This window comes from Streptomyces sp. NPDC005423 (assembly GCF_040606415.1).
Lineage (GTDB): Bacteria > Actinomycetota > Actinomycetes > Streptomycetales > Streptomycetaceae > Streptomyces.
In genome coordinates this window covers 20,265-39,569 of sequence record NZ_JBEXET010000031.1, presented here as the reverse complement: position 1 = coordinate 39,569, position 19,305 = coordinate 20,265, and the positions used below count along the sequence as shown (strand labels likewise).

The following is a 19,305-nucleotide window of genomic DNA, read 5'->3' as shown; positions in this document are numbered from 1 at the left end:
GCGGGAGATCGTGTTCGCTTTTCTTCAAGGTTATGACGTCCTCGGGGCGTTCTGGATGACGGTGAAACTCGCCGTCCTCTCGGCCCTGGGTTCGCTGGTCTGGGGCACCCTGCTGGCCGCGATGCGGGTCAGCCCGGTCCCGCTGATGCGCGGAGTCGGCACCTTCTACGTCAACACCGTCCGCAACATCCCCCTCACCGTCATCATCGTCTTCTCCTCGCTCGGCCTCGCCGACATCTTCGGCGTCACCATGGGCGCGTCCGACGACTTCACGGTCCAGAGCTTCCGGCTCGCGGTGCTCGGTTTCGTCGCCTACCACGCGGCCTTCGTCTGCGAGGCGGTGCGCTCCGGCATCAACACCGTGCCGGTCGGCCAGGCGGAGGCGGCCCGCGCGATCGGGCTGAGCTTCAGCCAGGTGCTGCGGCTGGTCATCCTGCCGCAGGCATTCCGTTCGGTGATCACCCCGCTGGCCAACGTGCTGATCGCGCTCACCAAGAACACCACCGTGGCGGCCGCGATCGGCGTCGCCGAGGCGGCCACCCTGATGAAGTCGATGATCGAGAACGAGGCCCAGACGGTCGCCATCGGCGCGGTCTTCGCCTTCGGCTTCGTGGTACTGACCCTGCCCACCGGCCTCCTGCTCGGCCGGCTGGGCAAGCGACTGGCGGTGAAACGATGACCTCGACCTCCGTCCTCTACGACGCTCCCGGCCCCCGCGCCAGGCGTCGCAACGCGCTCCTCGCGGTGGCCTTCCTCGTCCTGCTCGCCCTCTTCCTGTGGTGGATCTGGCGGACGATGGACGACAAGGGCCAGCTCAAGTGGGCCCTGTGGCAGCCGTTCACCACCTCCGACGCCTGGACGACGTATCTGCTGCCCGGTCTCGGCAACACGCTGAAGGCCGCCGCGCTCTCCATGGTGATCGCCCTCCCCCTGGGCGCGCTCTTCGGTATCGCCCGCCTGTCCGACCACCGCTGGGTCCGCGTACCGGCCGGCGTGGTCGTCGAGTTCTTCCGCTCGATCCCGGTCCTGCTCCTGATGCTCTTCGCCAACGAGTTCTACGTCCGCTCCACGGGCATCGGCAGCGCGGAACGGCCGCTCTACGCGGTCGTCACCGGCCTGGTGCTCTACAACGCCTCGGTCCTCGCCGAGATCGTCCGGGCGGGCATCCTCTCCCTGCCCAGCGGACAGTCGGAGGCCGCGTACGCCATCGGACTGCGCAAGGGCCAGACGATGACGAGCATCCTGCTGCCGCAGTCCGTCACCGTCATGCTGCCGGCCATCGTCAGCCAACTCGTGGTCATCGTGAAGGACACCGCGCTGGGCGGTGTGCTGCTCAGCTTCACCGAACTGCTCAACGCGCGCAGCACGCTGGCGGCCAACTACGCCAACGTCGTCGCGAGCTTCATCGTCGTCTCGGTGATGTACATCCTGCTCAACCTCGCCCTCACGACCTTCGCCGGCCGGCTGGAGCGCCGGCTGCGGCGCAGCAAGAAGAGCACCGGCACGGTCCTCGGCCCCGAAGACGCGGTGGAGCTCAACCCGGCCCAGATCGGCGGCGGCTTCGGCACGGGTGCCGCCATCTGACGGCGCGGGGCACGGTCCGATGAGCTGTCAAGTGGCATGAGAAGCACGGAGGCAGTGGCATGATCGCCACTGCCTGCGGTCACTTGACGCAAGCACCGGCAATGGGTTGCATACGTTCTGTGATCGCGCACCCCGCCCCACCTCGCTGTTCGCCCGCGTCCCCAGGGACGCCGTCATGGGCAGGGGGCGGCGCGCCGTGGACCCGGTGATCATCGTCGGCGGAGGGCCCGTAGGACTCGCGCTCGCCCTCGCGCTGGCACGGCAGGAGGTGCCCTCCGTCGTCCTCGACGAAGGGCCGGGGACGGACGAGACGCGCCCCGCGCGCACGGTCGTACTGCGCGAGGACACCACCGCGCTCGTCGAGCGGCTGACCGGTGTGCCGCTCGGCGCGGCGGGCACCCGCTGGGCCGGATGGCGGTCGATGCGGCGCAAGCAGGTGATGCGCGAGATCACGTTCGACGACACCGAACCGGGGCCCCTGCACCTCGCCCAGCACGTTCTGACCGGCGCCCTGCGCGCCGCCGTCACCGGTGAGCCGCTGATCGGGCTCGCCGTCAACAGCCGCCTCGACTCGCTCGAACAGGAGCCCTCGGGCGTCACCGCGCACACCCGCGGGCCACAGGCCACCTGGTGGCGCGGCAGCTTCCTGGTCGGGTGCGACGGCCCCCGCTCGACCGTGCGCAAACTCCAGGACATCCGCTTCCCCGGCCGCACCGCGGTGGAGCGACACGCCGTGGCGGCCCTGCGGACGGAACTTCCCTGGCCCGACCACGCGTTGCTCCATCGACTGCCGCCGTGGCGGACGTCCGGCGGTTCGAGCGGGGAGGTGACCGGACGCCCGCTGCCCGACGGCGTGTGGCGGCTGGACTGGCTGTTGCCGCCGGGCAAGGACCTGGTCACGCCCGAGCTGCTGCTGGCCCGGGTGCGCGAGACGCTCGCCGGCTGGACCGGGGGGCCGACCCCGCCGTACGAACTGCTCGACACCGGTGTGCACACCGTGCACCACCGGCTCGCCCGGCGGTGGCGGGCGGGGCGGGTGTTCCTCGCCGGGGACGCGGCCCACCTGCTCGGCGCGCTGGGTGCGCAGGGGCTGGACGAGGGGCTGCGGGACGCCGACAACCTTGCCTGGAAGCTGGCGTCGGCCTGGCACCACGGGCCGCACGAGACGCTGCTCGACAGCTACCAGGCGGAGCGGCGGGCCGTCGTCGCCGGTCGGCTGCGCGCCGCCGACCAGGCGCTCCCCCTGGTGCGCGGCGGCGCCGGACTGCGCGCGGTCGTGCCCGGCTCGGCCCGGGGCCACGACGTGTTGTTCACGGACGGTCATCTGGGGCGCGGTGCGCTCGGTGCGCCGGGGGCGTACACCGATTCGCCCCTCACGCCCCGGCACATCGAGGCGGAGGTCCCCGTCGACACCCCGCCCGGCGCTCCGGTCACCGATGTGCTGGTGACGGCGGAGGACGGTTCGTCCGTCCGGCTGCGGGACCGGCTGGGGCGCGGCGCGCTGCTCGTCGTACTGGTCGCGCCGGGCACCGGCGTGTGGGAGCGCAAGCACTGGGTCACCGCGGGGATCATGCCCCGGCTCGCGGCCGCGGTGACCGCCCTGCCGCACCCCGCCGAGCTTCTGGTCACCGAGAGTTACCCGGGCGCGGCGGCCCACACCGTGCTTCTGGTACGGCCCGACGGCCATCTGGTAACGGCGTTGAACGGCGTGCGCCCCGCCGACCTGTACACGGCCGCCGAGGCGACGCTCGGCGGCCCGGCCAGGACGGAGGCCACGGCCGGCTCGCGCTGACACCTCCCTCTTGATCACGCTGTCCACATAGTGACGGTGAGTTGACCGGCACGCACCGCCATGCTGTACTCCGGATCGTGACCGACACCTCTGTCCACCTGTGGCGGAAGGTCCATCTGGACCTAGTCCGCTATGTGGGCTGCGTGTGTCACACCTCCTGCTGAATTCGCATCCCTCTCCTTCGCGCGCGCCTTCGCGGCTTTTCGCGCGCTCTCTCGCGAACGCTCACCAGGACGGTGTACGACATGTCTGTCTCCCCCTCTCTCTCCAGCCTTGCGCCCGTCCAGGCGCCCACCCAGGCCGACCTGCTCGAATTCGTCCGGCGCGTGGCCGCCGACGCCGAACTGATCGGCTCGCTCCCGCTCGATCCCGAGGGCCGTACCTGGGTCCGGCTGGAGGGGCCCGGCGGCAGCGAGGCGTGGCTGATCGGCTGGCCGCCCGGCTCGGGGACCGGCTGGCACGACCACGCCGAGTCGGTCGGCGCCTTCCTCACCGCGTCGGGCGAACTCAAGGAACACTCGTTGGCCGCTCGGCTCCCCGCCGACGGCTGGAAGACCCTGGAACTGGAGGAGGGCGTGGACCGCGAGCGACAGCTGCCGGCCGGCAAGGGCCGCGCCTTCGGCCACCACCACGTGCACGAGGTGCTCAACGAGTCCACCGAGGAGCACGCCATCTCCGTCCACGCCTACTACCCGCCCCTGCCGCAGATCCGCCGCTACAGCCGTACCGGCCAGGTGCTGCGCCTGGAGCAGGTCGAGCGCCCGGCGGACTGGCAGTGAGCGGCACCGGCGAACAGCCTCAACGCCCGCTCGGTATAGACGAGTTGCTGGAGCGGGTGCGCGCGGAGTACGAGCGGGTCGAGCCGCGCGAAGCCTTCGAAGCGGCACGGGACGGCCAGGCGCTCCTGGTCGACATCCGGTACGCCGCCCTGCGCGCCCGGGACGGTCTCATCCCGGGCGCGCTGGTCGTCGAGCGGAACGAGCTGGAGTGGCGCCTGGACCCCCAGGGCAGCCACCGCGCACCCGAAGCCACCGGCCACGACCTGCGCGCCGTGGTGATCTGCAACGAGGGCTACGCCTCCAGCCTGGCCGCCGCGTCCCTGCACCGACTAGGCCTGCACCGGGCGACGGACCTCGTCGGCGGCTTCCAGGCCTGGAAGGCCGCGGGACTGCCGGTCTCGTCGTCACCGTGACGTCCCCGCCGGACGCGCCACGGCCCTACGACGTCAACTGCCGCACGAGACACGGGCTTTACGACGGCAAGGGCTCAATGACGTCAACGGCCGTACGTGTCGGAAGCTTTACGACATCGACGGCTCTACGACGTCACCCGCTCCCGGCGCCGGTGCCGGCGCTCAGACGTTGTCCGACGGGCAGTAGAGCGGGGCGGTGTCCGCGTTCGTCTTGGTGATCAGGCGGGCCGGGGTCGTGGCGATCTTCCGCACCTTCTCCTCGCGGAGCAGGCCGATGGTGTTCGTCACGGCCAAATCCCCAGTGTCCTTGGCCGAGTTGGAGACGGTCGCGGCGAAGCGGCCGTCCTTCAGCGCGGCCAGGGCCTCGTCGGTGCCGTTGACCGTCACGATCTTGACGCCCCGGGCGCCGGCCGCGTCGAACGCCTTGCGGGCCGCGAAGGCCATCTCCTCGTTGGCGACGAAGGCGTAGTCCAGGTCGGGATGGTCCCGGATCATGGTCTCCGCGACGCTCGCCGCCTTTGTCGCGTCGAACATGGCGGGCACGTTCGCGACCACCTTCGCGTTCGTCGGCAGCCCCTTGATGAAGCCTCCGACGAGCAGGTCGGAGGCGGCTCCGGGCGCACCCGCGATCACTCCGACCTGGACGGCGCGGCCCGCCGCCGCCTCCCCGATCCAGCCGGCGTCCAGCTTCCCCACCGCCTTCAGATCGACGACGACGGCGCCCAGGATGTCGGACGGCTCGACACTCACCGACGTCAGGAAGATCGGGATGTGCGCGGCTCTGGCCTTCGCGATGTCGCTCTTGAGCGCGTCGGTACTGACGGTCTGCACGATGATCGCGTCGACATGGCGCGCGATCATGGCCTTGATGTTGGCCAGTTCCGTCGCCGCGTTCTGGTGCGAGTCGGCGGTGACGAGCTTCGCGAAGTTGCTCTCGGCCGTGTCCTTGATCGACTCCCGCAGGCAGGTGTGGAACTCGGTGTTGCCCCCGTTGACGAACCCGATGGTGACCGGACCGGCGTCGGAGGGCGCGGCACTGGACTCCAGGCCGCAGCCGCTCAGCAGCAGACCGGTGCCGGCGAGCGAGGCGGCCAGCCTTCTTCGGGGGTGGGCGGGCAAGGACAAGGGACGGCCGCCTTTCCTGGCATGCGAGCCCATGCCAGGCGAGTCGCCGGCACGCGCGGACCGGCCGCTGGCACGGCCCGCGAACGCTCGGGCGCGCCTGTCCCGGGACTGCCTGACTGTCGGCTCGGCAGACCGGGAAGGCCGGGGTGACGGCAGCCGAAGCTACCTCCGCGGCACCTCTGCGAACCCCGCCGGGAACGCACGTTAAGCATGCGCAACGCGTGCCCCCGGAGACGCAACCGTGCGACTCCGGAATCCATGCCCCGGGGAGCGACTCCTGTTCCCCGAGTCCTGGTCCCCGGCGTCTGCCGCCCCCGCTCCTGCTCCCCGTGCCTAGCGCCAGACTCCTGCTGCTCCCGTGCCTGGCGCCCGGCTCCTGCTGCCCCGTTCCTGCTGCCCGGCCATCCCCGCTGTCGCCGTACCGGCGCGCCGGCGCGGAGGCCGGGGAGGGGGGCTCAGGGGGGCGGGGATGCCGTCCGGCGCGCGGGAACGGGGCGGCGGGCGCCCGCACCGACGAGGCGTCAGAACTCTTCGTCCGTCAGGGACTCCGTGTCCTCGCCCTCTTCCTCCAGTGCCTGTCGGACCACCCGGAGGGCGAGCCCCTGGGAGTAGCCCTTGCGGGCGAGCATGCCCGCGAGGCGTCGCAGCCGCTTGTCCCGGTCGAGCCCCCGGGTGGACCGCAGCTTGCGGGCGACGAGGTCCCGGGCTGTCGCCTCCTCCTGCTCGGAGTCGAGCTGGGAGACGGCCTCGTCGATCAGCGTCGTCTCGACGCCCTTGTTGCGCAGCTCCTGGGCGAGGGCGCGGCGGGCCAGTCCTCTGCCGTGGTGCCGGGACTCCACCCAGGCCTCGGCGAAGGCGCCGTCGTTGATGAGTCCGACCTCCTCGAACCGCGACAGCACCTCCTCCGCCACCTCGTCCGGGATCTCCCGCTTGCGCAGGGCGTCCGCCAGTTGTCTACGGGTGCGCGGGGTCCCGGTGAGCAGGCGCAGACAGATCCCCCGCGCCCGCTCGGCCGGGTCCGCCGGCGGCTCCTTCTTCTCGGCCCTCGCCGAGGGAGGGAAGCCCTCGTCGGCATCGGACGGCTCCGTGGAGCCGCGCCCACGGCGCCCCCGTCCGCCGCGCGCACCGCCACCGCGAAAGCCGCCGTCGCCCAGCCCGCCACGACCACGGCGTGAGCCGTAGCCGGGCGATCCGGATTCCGCCGATCCGCCCCGGGACCGCGAGCCCGGTGGGGGCGGACCGGCATCACCGGTGAAGCCGTCGGCAGTCCACTCGCCGCCGGACTCACCGCCGTACGGCCCGTCACTGCCGTACGGCTCGTCGGGTGCGCCGTCCGTGCCACGGGCCGCGTCGCCGCCGCTCCCCCGTCCCTGGGGAACGGCGGGTCGGTCGAACTCGGCCCAGTCGGTTCGTCGTGTCACGGGTCAGCTCTTGGCCGCCGCGGCCTTGGGCTTGGTGGCCTTGGCCGCCGCCGGAGCCGGCACCGTCTTGGCGTCGTCCGTGGCAGCAGCGGGAGCCGCCGCCGCGTCCGCGACCGCGCCCGGCTCGGCGGTCTCCTTCTCCGGCCGGACCCCCACGCCCAGCTTCTCCAGGATCTTCTTCTCGATCTCGTCGGCCAGATCGGGGTTGTCCTTCAGGAAGTTGCGCGCGTTCTCCTTGCCCTGGCCGAGCTGGTCGCCCTCGTACGTGTACCAGGCGCCGGCCTTGCGGACGAAGCCGTTCTCCACGCCCATGTCGATCAGGCCGCCCTCGCGGCTGATGCCGTGCCCGTAGAGGATGTCGAACTCGGCCTGCTTGAAGGGGGGCGCGACCTTGTTCTTGACGACCTTGACGCGGGTGCGGTTGCCGACCGCGTCGGTGCCGTCCTTCAGCGTCTCGATCCGGCGGATGTCGAGCCGCACCGAAGCGTAGAACTTCAGGGCCCGGCCACCGGTCGTGGTCTCCGGAGAGCCGAACATCACGCCGATCTTCTCGCGGAGCTGGTTGATGAAGATCGCGGTGGTCTTGGACTGGTTGAGCGCGCTGGTGATCTTCCGCAGGGCCTGGCTCATCAGCCGGGCCTGCAGACCCACGTGGCTGTCGCCCATCTCCCCCTCGATCTCCGCACGCGGGACGAGCGCGGCGACGGAGTCGATGACGATGAGGTCGAGGGCGCCGGAGCGGACCAGCATGTCCACGATCTCCAGGGCCTGCTCGCCGTTGTCCGGCTGGGACAGGATCAGGTTGTCGATGTCGACGCCGAGCTTCTTCGCGTACTCGGGGTCGAGAGCGTGCTCCGCGTCCACGAAGGCGACCTGGCCGCCGGCCCGCTGGGCGTTCGCCACCGCGTGCAGGGTCAGGGTCGTCTTGCCGGAGGACTCCGGGCCGTAGACCTCCACCACGCGGCCGCGCGGCAGGCCGCCGACGCCAAGGGCGACGTCGAGCGCGGTCGACCCGGTGGGGATCACCTCGATGGGCTCGTTCGGCCGCTCGCCCAGGCGCATCACCGCGCCCTTGCCGAATTGCCGTTCAATTTGTGCGAGCGCGGCGTCGAGCGCCTTCTCGCGGTCGGTTCCTGCCATGGGTTCCACCCGATTTGCTTGTGTCGATCGCTTCACGTCAAAGACGCTAACGCCTGCCACTGACAATGCGTCCCGACGCCCGTCCAGCCTGTGGATAACTCGGACACTTCGCCATCAAACCCCTGCCGGGATCCCCGCCGAGAACTCCGCCGGGGCTTCCATCAGAATAGATGTTCGATTTTCGTGTCAAGCGCACCACGCGACACTCGCGACCCCCACGTCCGCCATCCGACGACGGCCGGGACCTAGGAGGCGGGAGGCGGGAGGCGGGAGGCGGGAGGCGGGGCTTGCGACCGGACGGCTCCCCCGCCCCCGCCAGGGGCTACTTCCCGCGGCGTACGGCAGGTGTCTTCGGTGGGACGACGACCGGGCGGCGGGTGCTCGGGAGGCTCTGGTTATGAAGAACCGCATACGCCCCGCCGAACGGCTCTGCCACGCCACCGGTGCCGTCCTGATCCTGTCCGGCCTGGCGCACCTGGTGGTGTTCGCCGTCGACGGCGGCCCCTGGTACGGGCCGGTCTCCTGGCGCAAGCCCGTCACGTTCGGGCTCTCCTTCGGCGTGACCCTGATCGCCGTCACCTGGGTCACCTCCTCTCTGCGCGTCGCGCCCCGGCTGCGCACCGTCCTGCTCGTCGTGTTCGCCGCCGACTGCGGGGTGGAGGTCGGCGGCATCACCCTCCAGGCGTGGCGCCGGGTGCCCTCGCACCTCGACATGGAGACGCCCTTCGACTCGGCGGTCTCCATGGCGCTCGCGGTGGGCGGTGGTGTCCTGGTGGTGCTGCTCGCCGTGTTCGCGGTGGCGTCCTTCCGGCACCGGCCGGCGGGCCCCGCGGGGATGTCCCTCGCGATCCGCTCCGGGTTCGTGATCCTCCTCGTCGCGCTGGCCTCGGGCGCGGCGATGATCGTGCGCGGGGTGGTGCTCGTCCGGACCGGCCACCAGGAGGCCGCCTACAGCTCGACGGCTCCGCTCAAGCCGTTGCACGGAGTGAGCCTGCACGCCGTCCTGGTGCTGCCCGCACTCGCCTGGCTGCTGTCCCGGACGTCCTGGAGCGGCCCGGTCCGACGGCGGGTCGTGGCCACGGCCGTCGGCTGCTACACGGCCGCCGTGGTCTGGGCCGGGGTCTGGGCGCTGCTCACATACTGACGGGGGCGGACGCCGTACGGGCAGGGCGACGGCTCAGGAGGGACCGGTTCCGGAGTCCCCCGACGCGGAGTCGGGGGCTTCGGGCGAGCCTGTCGGGCGGGTGCTCGGGGTGTTGCCCGGCTGCCGTCCCTCCCACAGTCCGCGCACCCGCGTCAGCGCGCCGGGACCGCCCGAGCCTCGGACCCGGTGCCCATGGACGCGGGGATCGTCCGTGACGTCGTAGCGCTTCACATACGCCCCCAGGAAGGCCTGCAGCGTGGCGACGGCCGGGATGGAGATCAGCGCGCCGACGGCGCCCAGCAGCGCGGTGCCCGCAACCACCGAGCCGAAGGCGACCGCGGGATGGATGTCGACGGTCTTCGCCGTCAGCTTGGGTTGCAGCATGTAGTTCTCGAACTGCTGGTAGACCACGACGAAGATCAGCACCCACAGCGCGTACCAGGGGTCCACCGTGAAGGCGACCAGCATGGGCAGGGCGCCCGCGAGATAGGTGCCGATGGTAGGGATGAACTGCGAGACCAGGCCCACCCAGACGGCGAGCACGGGCGCGTACGGGATGCCCAGCGCCTGGAGCAGGACGTAGTGCGCCACACCGGAGACGAGCGCCATCAGACCGCGGGAGTACAGATAGCCGCCGGTCTTGTCGACGGCGATCTCCCAGGCGCGCAGCACCTCGGCCTGCCGGGCGGGCGGCAGTACCGAGCACAGCGCGCGCCGCAGCCGGGGCCCGTCGGCGGCGAAGTAGAACGAGAACAGCACGATCGTCAGCAGCTGGAAGAGGCCGCCGAGCACCTGGGTGGACACGTCCAGCACCCCGCTCGCACTGTTCTGCACGTACTTGCGCAGCCAGTCGGAGTGGAGCAGCCCCTTCTGGATGTCGACCCGTCTCAGGTCGGTGCGGAAGTGGATGTTGACCCAGTTGATGACGGAGTCCAGGTAGGCCGGGAACTCCTCGATCATCTTGATGATCTGGCCGGCCAGCATCGACCCGAGCAGCGTGACGAACCCGGCGGTCACGACCAGCAGGCCGAGGAAGACCAGGAAGGTCGCGAGTCCTCGGCGCATACCCCGGTTGGCCATCCGGCTCACGGCGGGTTCGATCGCGAGGGCCAGGAAGAACGCGATGAGGATGTTGATCAGCAGCCCGATGAGCTGGTGGAAGGCCCAACTGCCCAGCTGGAACACGGCGACGAGAGCGAGCGCCAGCACCATGGCGCGCGGCAGCCAGGGCGGCATACCCGTGCCCGGCACGGCGCCGTCGGCCGGCGGCCGTACCGGCGGTGTCGTACCGGAAGGGGATGTCTGCTGGGCGTCGTGCCCGGACTCGTCAGTGGGTGCCACGGTGCCAGTCTCACCTACGCCACTGACAGTCGGCCGCCCCCTGCGATCTTCGTGACCGATCAGCGACTTTCCCGCGGAACGTTCATGACGGCGCAGACCACACGCCATACGTCCTTGGTCTCCCAGCCCGCGTCCAGCGCCTCGTTCACCGTGTGCCCGCCGAGCTCCGTCATCACGTGGTCGCGGGCGAAGGTCTCGGCGTACCCCGCGCCGAAGTGCTCCGCCATCCGCTCCCAGAAGACCGTCAACCGCATGACATCAGTATCCCGCCCCTGAGAGTGGGCCCGGACCGGGACCCCTCGCCGAGACCGCTTTCCGTCCTACGGTCTGACCCATGGCCGCAACAGGAGCTTCCCCACTCCCCCCGACGCCCCCGGCGCACTCCCCGCTCTTCCGCGCCGAGCACTTCGTCTGGCTCACCGCGCGCGTGCTGGAACAGCGCCTCTTCGCGTACCACTTCCTGAACGGCGCTCCCGATCCGGTGGAGACGGCGCTGGACGCCTACCGCAACGAGGACGGCGGTTACGGCCACGCCCTGGAGCCCGATCTGCGCGGTCCGCTCAGCCAGCCGCTGCACACCGGTCATGCCCTGGGGGTCCTGGACCGCATCGGGCGCTGCGGCGGACAGCGGGTAGAGCGCGTCTGCCGGTATCTGACCTCCGTCTCGACGGCCGACGGCGCCCTGCCGGCGATCAGTGCCGGCCAGCGCGACTATCCGACGGCTCCCTTCGTGCCGATCGTGGACGACCCGCCGAGCGAACTCCTCGCCACCGGGCCGGTCGTGGGCCTGCTGCACCGCAACGAGGTGTGGCACGCGTGGCTGTTCCGGGCCACCGACTATTGCTGGCGGGCCGTCGACGCCTTGGAGAACTCCCATCCGTACGAGATCGAGGCGGCCGTGACGTTCCTGGACTCGGCGCCCGACCGTCCGCGCGCGGAGGCGGCGGCCGACCGTCTGGGCCGGCTGGTGCGCGAGCACCGGCTCGCGGCACTGGACCCGGAGCGGCTCGACGCCTGTCCCGTCGCCCCCGGCTACGCCCCCGGGGAGCACCACTTCCCGCACGACTACGCCAAAGCGCCGTCCTCCCTCGCGCGCGCGTGGTTCACGGACGACGAGATGGCACGCTCCCTGGACCACCTCTCGGCCGAACAGCGGGAGGACGGCGGCTGGCCGGTCCGCTGGCGCCGGTGGGCACCGGCGCCCGCCCTGGAGGCACGCCCCATGGTGACGATCCAGGCGCTGCGCACCCTCAGGGCGTACGGCCGTGCCGTCGGCTGACACCGGTCCCCGGGTGCCGCAATTCACCCCGCGAGGGCCCGTACCCCCGCCGTCACCACCACGGCCGCTCCGACGACGAGCAGGAACGGAGCGCGCAACAGCAGCGCCACGGCGGCCGCGGTGAGCCCCGCGGCCCGCGCGTCCAGCACGAGCGCGTGCCCGTCGGTGAAGGTCTGCTGGGCCGTGAGGGCGGCGAGGAGGGCCACGGGCAACAGGGCGGCCAGCCGCCGTACCAGCGGCCGCTCCAGCGCGTCGGCGGGCACCAGCAGGCCGGCGAGCTTGGCGAGATAGCAGCCGACAGCGGTCGCGCCGATCGCGATCCAGGTGTTCAACGGTCCTCCCCTGGTGCGTCGGTGTGCTGCGCATCCGCGTCCCCCGCGTCCGTGCCTCGGGCGTCCGCGTCGTGTGGGTCCGCGTGTCGCGGGCCTGTTTCCGCCGCGTCCGCTCGCTGTCCGTCCGCTCGTTGTGTCCGGGCCCGTCGACGGTTCTCCACGTAGAGCACGGCGGGGGCCGCGAGTGACGCTGCCAGGACCGGCACTCCGGCGGGCAGTACGGGCAGCAGACCGAGCCCCAGGAGGACCGCGAAGGCCGCGACGGCACGCTCGGTGGGGGTCCTCAGCATGCGGGCGAGCAGGGCCAGGAAGACGGCGGGGCCGGCCGCGTCGAGCCCCCACGCGTCGGTGTCCCCGAGGGCCTTGGCGCCCAGGGCGCCGAGCAGCGTGGTGAGGTTCCACAGCACGTAGAGGGCGAGTCCGGTGACCGTGAACCCGATCCGCGCGGCACGCCGGGTGGGCTGCGCCAGCGCGACGGCCGTCGTCTCGTCGATCACCCAGTGGGCGGCGAACGGCCGCACCGCGCGCGGGAGGGCCAGCAACTGCGAAAGGCGCAGCCCGTAGAAGGCGTTGCGCACGCCCAGGAAGAAGGCGCCCGCGGCCGCCGTCAACGGGCTGCCCCCGGCGGCGAGCGCCCCCACCAGAGCGAACTGGGAGGCGCCGGTGAACACCAGGAGGCTGAGCACGCAGGTCTGCGGCAGGGTCAGCCCGCCGCCGGCCGAGGTCACCCCGAAGGCGAACCCGGACAGTCCGACGGCGACCCCGACTCCGAGGGCGTCCCGGACGACGGCGGAGTCGGGTTTTTCCCGGTCCTCGGCGCGCGTCACTTCTGGAAGGGTCTGTTCTGCCACGTGCCGGACCTTAGAGCCGGTGCCTGCTCCGCGTCTTGTACGTTCTTGCGCTCCCGCTGGTAGGCGCCCGGGGGTACGCCCACGATCCGGGCGAAGTGCCGGTTGAGGTGCGGCTGGTCGGTGAACCCCACGGCCACGGCGGCCTCGGCGGGCGCCGTGCCGGCGTCCAGAAGGAGCCGGGCCCGGCGCACCCGGGCGTCGGTCAGCCAGGCGTGCGGCGGCAGCCCGTAGGCGTCCCGGAAGGCGCGCAGCAACGCGAAGGGGCTGGTCCCCAGGTCTCCGGCGAGATCGTTCAGGGTGGGCGGCTCCGCCATCCGCTCCTCCAGCACGGCACGCGCGCGTGCCGCGGCCCGGCCGCCCGCCGTCCGTACGACGCGCTGGGGCAGGGGTCCGCCGTTCAGCCGGAGCAGCCGGGTCACCGCGATCCGCAGCAGGGTGTCGGCGGCGAGCGCGTTGCCCTCGTCGGCTGCGCGCAGGATGCGGTGCACGAGGCCGACGGTGTACGGGTCGTCGAGCACGGGGCCGGTGAAACCGGGGTTGCCGCGGATCGAGGTGGTCTCGGCGGCTATCGCGGCCACCACCTCCGGCGACGGGTAGACCGCCCCGTACCGCCAGCCCTCGGGCACCCCGGCCCGCCCCGTGTGCGGGGTGTCCGGGTTGACCAGCGCGAGCATGCCAGCCCCGGCGTACTGATCGGCCCCGCGATGGTGGAAGACCTCGACGCCGTCGGAGATCGCCGCGATGACGAAGTTCTCGTGCGTGTGCCGGACGAACGTCTTGCGGATGTACCGGGCCCGCAGCAGATCGACGCCGGGAAGCTCCGCGTACCGCCAGTGCCGCGCCAGCTCACCCGAACGTGCCATGCAGCCATTCTGCGCCACGACGGCCGGGACGCACCGCGGCGGGCGGCGCCCCGCGGTGGCCACGCGGCGCTCGGCTGCGCCACCGTTCCCGCAGGTCAGGCGCATTGTCAGTGGGCGGGTGCAGGATGGACGCATGGTCAGCTCCACGCATCGAGCCCTCGACGGCTTCTCCCCCGCCACCCGCGGCTGGTTCACGGGGGCCTTCTCCGCGCCCACCGCGGCCCAGGCGGGCGCGTGGCAGGCCATCGGTGAGGGCTCGGACGTGCTGGTGGTCGCGCCGACCGGCTCCGGCAAGACGCTCGCCGCGTTCCTCGCCGCCCTGGACCAGCTCGCCTCGACACCCCCGCCCGCCGACCCGAGGAAGCGCTGCCGCGTCCTGTACGTGTCTCCGCTGAAGGCCCTCGCGGTCGACGTGGAGCGCAACCTCCGCTCCCCCCTCACCGGTATCCGCCAGGAATCGGTGCGCCTGGGCCTGCCCGAGCCCGAGATCAAGGTGGGCATCCGCTCCGGTGACACCCCGCCCGCCGAGCGCCGCGCTCTCTCCACCCGGCCGCCGGACATCCTGATCACCACTCCGGAGTCGCTGTTCCTGATGCTGACATCGGCCACGCGCGAAGCGCTGACCGGCATCGAGACAGTGATCCTGGACGAGGTGCACGCGGTGGCGGGCACCAAGCGGGGCGCGCATCTCGCGCTCTCCCTGGAGCGGTTGGACGAGCTGCTGCCGAGGCCGGCCCGCCGGATCGGTCTCTCCGCGACCGTCCGGCCGGTCGACGAGGTCGCCCGCTATCTCTCCCCGCACCGCAAGGTGGAGACCGTCCAGCCGACGTCGGGCAAGGAGTTCGACCTCTCGGTGGTCGTCCCGGTGGAGGACCTGGGTGAGCTGGGCGGCTCCCCGGTGGCGGACGGCGGCGAGGGCAAGGAGAAGCCGTCGATCTGGCCGCATGTCGAGGAGCGCATCGCCGATCTCGTGCAGTCGCACCGCTCCACGATCGTCTTCGCCAACTCCCGCCGCCTCGCGGAGCGCCTGTGCAACCGGCTCAACGAGATCGCCTACGAGCGCGCGACCGGCGAGACCCTGGACGAACACCACGCGCCGGCCGAGCTGATGGGCGGTTCCGGCGCCGCCCAGGGCGCGCCGACGGTCATCGCCCGCGCCCACCACGGCTCGGTCTCCAAGGAGCAGCGTGCCCTCGTCGAGGAGGACCTCAAGGCGGGCCGGCTGCCCGCCGTGGTCGCCACGTCCAGTCTGGAGCTGGGCATCGACATGGGCGCCGTCGATCTCGTCATCCAGGTGGAGTCCCCTCCGTCGGTGGCCTCCGGTCTCCAGCGCGTCGGCCGCGCGGGACACCAGGTGGGCGCGGTCTCCACGGGGGTGGTCTTCCCGAAGTACCGCGGTGACCTCGTCCAGGCCGCCGTGGTGACCGAGCGGATGCGCACCGGCTCCATCGAGTCGCTGAAGGTGCCCTCCAACCCTCTGGACGTCCTGGCCCAGCAGCTCGTCGCGATGACAGCGCTGGACACCTGGCAAGTCGACGACCTGCTCGCCACGGTGCGCCGCGCGGCCCCGTTCGCCTCGCTCCCGGAGTCGGCGTTCACGGCCGTGCTGGACATGCTCGCGGGCCGCTATCCGTCCGACGCGTTCGCGGAGCTGCGTCCGCGTGTGGTGTGGGACCGCGTGGCCGGCACGATCACCGGCCGCCCCGGAGCCCAGCGCCTCGCCGTCACCTCCGGAGGCACGATCCCCGACCGCGGGCTCTTCGGTGTCTTCCTCGCGGGCGCCGACCCCAAGAAGGGCGGTGGCCGGGTCGGCGAGCTGGACGAGGAGATGGTCTACGAGTCCCGCGTGGGGGACGTCTTCACGCTCGGCACGAGTTCCTGGCGGATCGAGGACATCACCCGCGACCGCGTCCTGGTCTCCCCGGCACCGGGCGTTCCGGGACGCCTGCCGTTCTGGAAGGGCGACCAGCTGGGCCGCCCGCTCGAACTGGGCCGCGCGGTGGGCGCGTTCCTGCGCGAGGTCGGCTCGCTGCCCAAGGAGGACGCCCGGCTCCGGTTGCTCACCGCGGGCCTGGACGCGTGGGCCGCGGAGAACGTCCTGTCCTACCTGGCCGACCAGCGCGAGGCCTGCGGTCACATCCCGGACGACCGGACGATCGTCGTCGAGCGCTTCCGGGACGAGCTCGGTGACTGGCGGGTCGTCGTGCACTCCCCCTTCGGCGCCCAGGTGCACGCCCCGTGGGCGCTCGCGCTCGGCGCCCGGCTGGCCGAGCGGTACGGCATGGACGCGCAGGTCATGCACGCCGACGACGGTCTCGTCCTGCGCCTCCCGGACGCCGACCTGATGAGCCTGGACCTGCTCGACCAGGAGCCGGCGGCGGCCTTCGGCACGGAGTCCGACAGCCGGCACGCGCCCGTGGGCGCGGCGGACGTCGTGTTCGACAAGGGCGAGGTCGACCGCGTGGTCACCGACCAGGTCGGCGGTTCGGCCCTGTTCGCCTCCCGCTTCCGGGAGTGCGCCGCCCGCGCGCTGCTGCTGCCGCGGCGCAGCCCCGGCAAGCGCACCCCGCTCTGGCAGCAGCGCCAGCGCGCCTCTCAACTGCTCCAGGTGGCAAGCGAGTTCGGCTCGTTCCCGATCGTCCTCGAAGCGGTCCGCGAATGCCTCCAGGATGTCTTCGACGTCCCGGGCCTCACCGAGCTGATGGGCGACATCGAGTCCCGCAAGGTGCGCCTGGTCGAGGTCACCACCCCCGAGCCGTCCCCCTTCGCCCGCTCCCTCCTCTTCGGCTACGTCGCCCAGTTCCTCTACGAGGGTGACTCCCCGCTCGCCGAGCGCCGGGCCGCCGCCCTCTCCCTGGACTCCCATCTGCTGGCCGAGCTGCTCGGCCAGGCGGAGCTCCGCGAGCTGCTCGACGCCGAGGTGCTGACCGAGCTGGAGCGGGAGCTGCAGTGGCTCACCGAGGACCGGCGCATCAAGGACGCGGAAGGCGTCGCCGACCGGCTGCGGCTCCTCGGCCCGCTCACCGAGGCCGAGTTGGCCGAGCGGGGCGCCGAGCCGGGATGGGCCGGGGAGCTGGCCGCCGCCCGGCGGGCGATCCGCGTCCGGGTCGCGGGCTCCGACCACTGGGCGGCGATCGAGGACGCCGGACGGCTGCGGGACGCGCTCGGCACGGCGCTGCCGGTCGGCGTCCCGGAGGCGTTCACCGAGCCGGTCAAGGACCCGCTCGGTGATCTGCTCGCGCGTTACGCCCGCACCCACGGGCCCTTCACCTCGACCGCGGCGGCCGCCCGCTTCGGCCTGGGCGTGGCGGTCACCGAAGGCGCCCTTCAGCGGCTCGCCGCGAACAGCCGTGTCGTACAAGGGGAGTTCCACCCGGCCGGGATCGGCCAGGAGTGGTGCGACGCGACGGTGCTGCGTCGCCTCCGCCGCCGCTCGCTGGCCGCGCTGCGGCACGAGCTGGAGCCGGTGCCGCCGGCCGCGCTCGCACAGTTCCTGCCGCAGTGGCAGCACATCGGCAAGGGGCACGGGCTGCGCGGCATCGACGGACTGGTGCGCGCGCTGGAGCAGTTGCAGGGCGCGTCCGTGCCGGCGTCGGCCCTGGAGAAGCTCGTTCTGCCGTCCCGCGTCGCGAACTACGCGCCCGCGATGCTCGACGAACTCACCGCCGCCGGAGAGGTGGTGTGGGCCGGCGCGGGCTCCCTGCCGGGCAAGGACGGCTGGGTCTCGCTCTATCTGGCGGACGCCGCCCCGCTGCTCCTGCCGCCACCACACCCGCTCGAACTCACGGCGCTCCACCAGTCGGTCCTCGACACTCTCTCCGGCGGTTACGGTCTCTTCTTCCGCCAGATCGCCGACCAGATCCGCGCCACCACCCACCCCGCCGCCAGCGATGCCCAACTGGCCGACGCGGTCTGGGACCTGGCCTGGTCCGGACGGCTCACGAACGACACGCTGACCCCGATGCGGTCCCTGCTGGGCTCGGGCCGTACGGCGGGTTCCACGGCGCACCGGGCCAAGCGCGCGGTCCCGCGCGGGCGTTACGGCTCGCTGACGGCCGCCGCCCGCCCCGCGTCCCGCACCGGTCCGCCCACCGTCGCGGGCCGCTGGTCCCTGCTCCCCGCCCACGAACCGGACCCCACCGTGCGCGCCCACGCCCTCGCCCGGACCCTCCTCGACCGGCACGGGGTGGTCACCCGGGGGGCGGTCTCCGCGGAGGGCGTCGAGGGCGGCTTCTCGGCGACGTACCGCGTGCTGTCCGTCTTCGAGGAGAGCGGCCAGGCGCGACGCGGCTACGTGGTGGAGGGTCTCGGCGCGGCCCAGTTCGCGATGGACGGAGCCGTGGACCGCCTCCGCGCGGTCGCCAATGCCCGCGACCGGGGCGACGGCCTGCCGGCCCCGGCTCTCGGCGAGGGCACCTTCGACTTCGCGGTGCCCGGCGAGCCGGTCACCCCCGGCGGCGCCTGGCTGCCCGCCGGCTCGGACGCACCCAACGGCTCCTTCCCGCCTCCCGCCGCAGCTCCGACCGACGGCCCCGCCGGGCTCGACGGCGCCGGCGGCTTCGACGACCATGGCTCCCCGGACGACCACGCACCCCCGCGCACCGGCGCCTCCCCCGGCCTGCCCCGGGACGCGTACGCCTCCCCTCAGGACTTCGCCTCCCAGGCGCCCCGAGGCAACGGCTCCTTCCCGTACGGCCCGGCCTTCCCCCCCGACCCCGGCCGCCGCCCCCGCGCCACACCCGGCTCCCTGGCCGTGGTCCTGGCCGCCGCCGATCCCGCGAACGCGTACGGTGCCGCCCTGCCCTGGCCCGAGCCGCCGACCGACGCCGGCCACAAGCCGGGGCGCAAGGCGGGCTCGCTGGTCGTCCTCGTCGAGGGTGAGCTGACGCTCTACATGGAGCGGGGCGGCAAGACACTCCTGGCCTGGCCCTCGGCCCCGGACACGGAGGCCACCGAGGACCCGCGTGTCCAGGCCGCCGCCGAGGCCCTCGCCGCGGCCGCCCGCGCGGGGTCCCTCGGCACGGTCACCGTGGAGCGCGTCAACGGCGCCTCGGCCCTCACCTCACCCATCGGCACCCTCCTGGAAGGAGCAGGTTTCATCGCGACCCCCCGCGGCCTGCGCCTCCGCGCATGACCGCTCCCCAGCGCTCACCCCGGTGCTCGGGGCACTCATGAACCGGACCGCGGGCCGCCCGATCCCGGCGTCCAGCACCCCGCGCCGGGCCGCCCCGTCGCACCCCG

General features: G+C 72.6%; 16 protein-coding genes. 8 read left to right on the top strand and 8 right to left on the bottom strand.

The annotated features are described in order from the left end of the window. Positions 1-10: 10 nt before the first annotated feature. The 5 genes from ABZT12_RS27360 to ABZT12_RS27340 all read left to right on the top strand — a co-directional run bounded on the left by ABZT12_RS27360 (position 11) and on the right by ABZT12_RS27340 (position 4,568). Entirely contained in the window at positions 11-679 is a 669-nt protein-coding gene (locus ABZT12_RS27360; RefSeq protein WP_356389391.1) for an amino acid ABC transporter permease, read from the top strand. Beyond that, positions 676-1,584: an amino acid ABC transporter permease gene (locus tag ABZT12_RS27355; RefSeq protein ID WP_356389389.1), complete on the top strand. Its 909-nt coding sequence runs from the start codon at positions 676-678 to the stop codon at positions 1,582-1,584. The genes ABZT12_RS27360 and ABZT12_RS27355 overlap by 4 nt, the downstream gene beginning before the upstream one ends. 196 nt (positions 1,585-1,780) lie before the next feature. After that, on the top strand, positions 1,781-3,376 hold the full coding sequence (locus ABZT12_RS27350) for an FAD-dependent monooxygenase (protein ID WP_356389472.1): 1,596 nt from the start codon (positions 1,781-1,783) through the stop codon (positions 3,374-3,376). 245 nt (positions 3,377-3,621) lie between these two features. Beyond that, positions 3,622-4,155 (top strand): cysteine dioxygenase, encoded by a 534-nt coding sequence (locus ABZT12_RS27345; protein WP_356389387.1) that lies wholly within the window; start codon positions 3,622-3,624, stop codon positions 4,153-4,155. Beyond that, the gene (locus tag ABZT12_RS27340; protein ID WP_356389385.1) at positions 4,152-4,568 is read left to right on the top strand and encodes a rhodanese-like domain-containing protein; all 417 of its coding nucleotides are present in this window, start codon (positions 4,152-4,154) and stop codon (positions 4,566-4,568) included. The genes ABZT12_RS27345 and ABZT12_RS27340 overlap by 4 nt, the downstream gene beginning before the upstream one ends. A gap of 162 nt (positions 4,569-4,730) precedes the next feature. Here the strand turns inward: ABZT12_RS27340 and ABZT12_RS27335 are convergent, their stop codons facing one another. From ABZT12_RS27335 to recA, 3 genes are all read right to left on the bottom strand, one after another. Further along, on the bottom strand, positions 4,731-5,693 hold the full coding sequence (locus ABZT12_RS27335; RefSeq protein WP_356389383.1) for a sugar ABC transporter substrate-binding protein: 963 nt from the start codon (positions 5,691-5,693) through the stop codon (positions 4,731-4,733). Between the two features lie 521 nt (positions 5,694-6,214). Beyond that, on the bottom strand, positions 6,215-7,114 hold the full coding sequence (recX, locus tag ABZT12_RS27330; protein ID WP_356389381.1) for a recombination regulator RecX: 900 nt from the start codon (positions 7,112-7,114) through the stop codon (positions 6,215-6,217). A gap of 3 nt (positions 7,115-7,117) precedes the next feature. Then, a complete protein-coding gene (gene recA, locus ABZT12_RS27325) occupies positions 7,118-8,254 on the bottom strand; it encodes a recombinase RecA (protein ID WP_356389379.1) in 1,137 nt (378 codons plus the stop codon). Positions 8,255-8,651: 397 nt separating this feature from the next. On the opposite strand from recA, the gene ABZT12_RS27320 reads away from it, so the two are divergent. After that, positions 8,652-9,398, top strand: a complete 747-nt coding sequence (locus ABZT12_RS27320; protein ID WP_356389377.1) for a hypothetical protein — start codon at positions 8,652-8,654, stop codon at positions 9,396-9,398. Positions 9,399-9,431: 33 nt separating this feature from the next. On the opposite strand, the gene ABZT12_RS27315 is transcribed toward ABZT12_RS27320, so the two are convergent. Next, positions 9,432-10,739, bottom strand: coding sequence for an AI-2E family transporter (locus ABZT12_RS27315; RefSeq protein ID WP_356389375.1), 1,308 nt, complete (start codon positions 10,737-10,739; stop codon positions 9,432-9,434). Between the two features lie 59 nt (positions 10,740-10,798). Then, positions 10,799-10,993 (bottom strand): DUF3046 domain-containing protein, encoded by a 195-nt coding sequence (locus tag ABZT12_RS27310; protein ID WP_356389373.1) that lies wholly within the window; start codon positions 10,991-10,993, stop codon positions 10,799-10,801. An 80-nt stretch (positions 10,994-11,073) separates the two neighbouring features. Between ABZT12_RS27310 and ABZT12_RS27305 the strand changes: the two genes are divergently transcribed. Next, positions 11,074-12,018, top strand: coding sequence for a hypothetical protein (locus tag ABZT12_RS27305; protein ID WP_356389371.1), 945 nt, complete (start codon positions 11,074-11,076; stop codon positions 12,016-12,018). Between the two features lie 23 nt (positions 12,019-12,041). On the opposite strand, the gene ABZT12_RS27300 is transcribed toward ABZT12_RS27305, so the two are convergent. Genes ABZT12_RS27300 through ABZT12_RS27290 form a run of 3 tightly spaced genes read right to left on the bottom strand, consistent with a single transcriptional unit; the run spans position 12,042 to position 14,064 of the window. Beyond that, the gene (locus ABZT12_RS27300; protein ID WP_356389369.1) at positions 12,042-12,350 is read right to left on the bottom strand and encodes an AzlD domain-containing protein; all 309 of its coding nucleotides are present in this window, start codon (positions 12,348-12,350) and stop codon (positions 12,042-12,044) included. Beyond that, the gene (locus ABZT12_RS27295) at positions 12,347-13,201 is read right to left on the bottom strand and encodes an AzlC family ABC transporter permease (protein ID WP_356389366.1); all 855 of its coding nucleotides are present in this window, start codon (positions 13,199-13,201) and stop codon (positions 12,347-12,349) included. The genes ABZT12_RS27300 and ABZT12_RS27295 overlap by 4 nt, the downstream gene beginning before the upstream one ends. Continuing rightward, the gene (locus tag ABZT12_RS27290; RefSeq protein WP_356389364.1) at positions 13,174-14,064 is read right to left on the bottom strand and encodes an AraC family transcriptional regulator; all 891 of its coding nucleotides are present in this window, start codon (positions 14,062-14,064) and stop codon (positions 13,174-13,176) included. Before ABZT12_RS27290 ends, ABZT12_RS27295 begins: the two co-directional genes overlap by 28 nt. Positions 14,065-14,197: 133 nt before the next feature. On the opposite strand from ABZT12_RS27290, the gene ABZT12_RS27285 reads away from it, so the two are divergent. Beyond that, a complete protein-coding gene (locus tag ABZT12_RS27285; RefSeq protein WP_356389362.1) occupies positions 14,198-19,198 on the top strand; it encodes an ATP-dependent helicase in 5,001 nt (1,666 codons plus the stop codon). Positions 19,199-19,305 lie beyond the last annotated feature (107 nt).

What these genes read in the sequence shown, in the direction of transcription:
- ABZT12_RS27355 (WP_356389389.1), top strand. Translation starts at nt 676, where the DNA reads ATGACCTCGACCTCCGTCCTCTACGACGCTCCCGGCCCCCGCGCCAGG.
- ABZT12_RS27345 (WP_356389387.1), top strand. Translation starts at nt 3,622, where the DNA reads ATGTCTGTCTCCCCCTCTCTCTCCAGCCTTGCGCCCGTCCAGGCGCCC.
- recA (WP_356389379.1), bottom strand. Translation starts at nt 8,254, where the DNA reads ATGGCAGGAACCGACCGCGAGAAGGCGCTCGACGCCGCGCTCGCACAA.
- ABZT12_RS27320 (WP_356389377.1), top strand. Translation starts at nt 8,652, where the DNA reads ATGAAGAACCGCATACGCCCCGCCGAACGGCTCTGCCACGCCACCGGT.
- ABZT12_RS27310 (WP_356389373.1), bottom strand. Translation starts at nt 10,993, where the DNA reads ATGCGGTTGACGGTCTTCTGGGAGCGGATGGCGGAGCACTTCGGCGCG.
- ABZT12_RS27305 (WP_356389371.1), top strand. Translation starts at nt 11,074, where the DNA reads ATGGCCGCAACAGGAGCTTCCCCACTCCCCCCGACGCCCCCGGCGCAC.
- ABZT12_RS27290 (WP_356389364.1), bottom strand. Translation starts at nt 14,064, where the DNA reads ATGGCACGTTCGGGTGAGCTGGCGCGGCACTGGCGGTACGCGGAGCTT.
- ABZT12_RS27285 (WP_356389362.1), top strand. Translation starts at nt 14,198, where the DNA reads ATGGTCAGCTCCACGCATCGAGCCCTCGACGGCTTCTCCCCCGCCACC.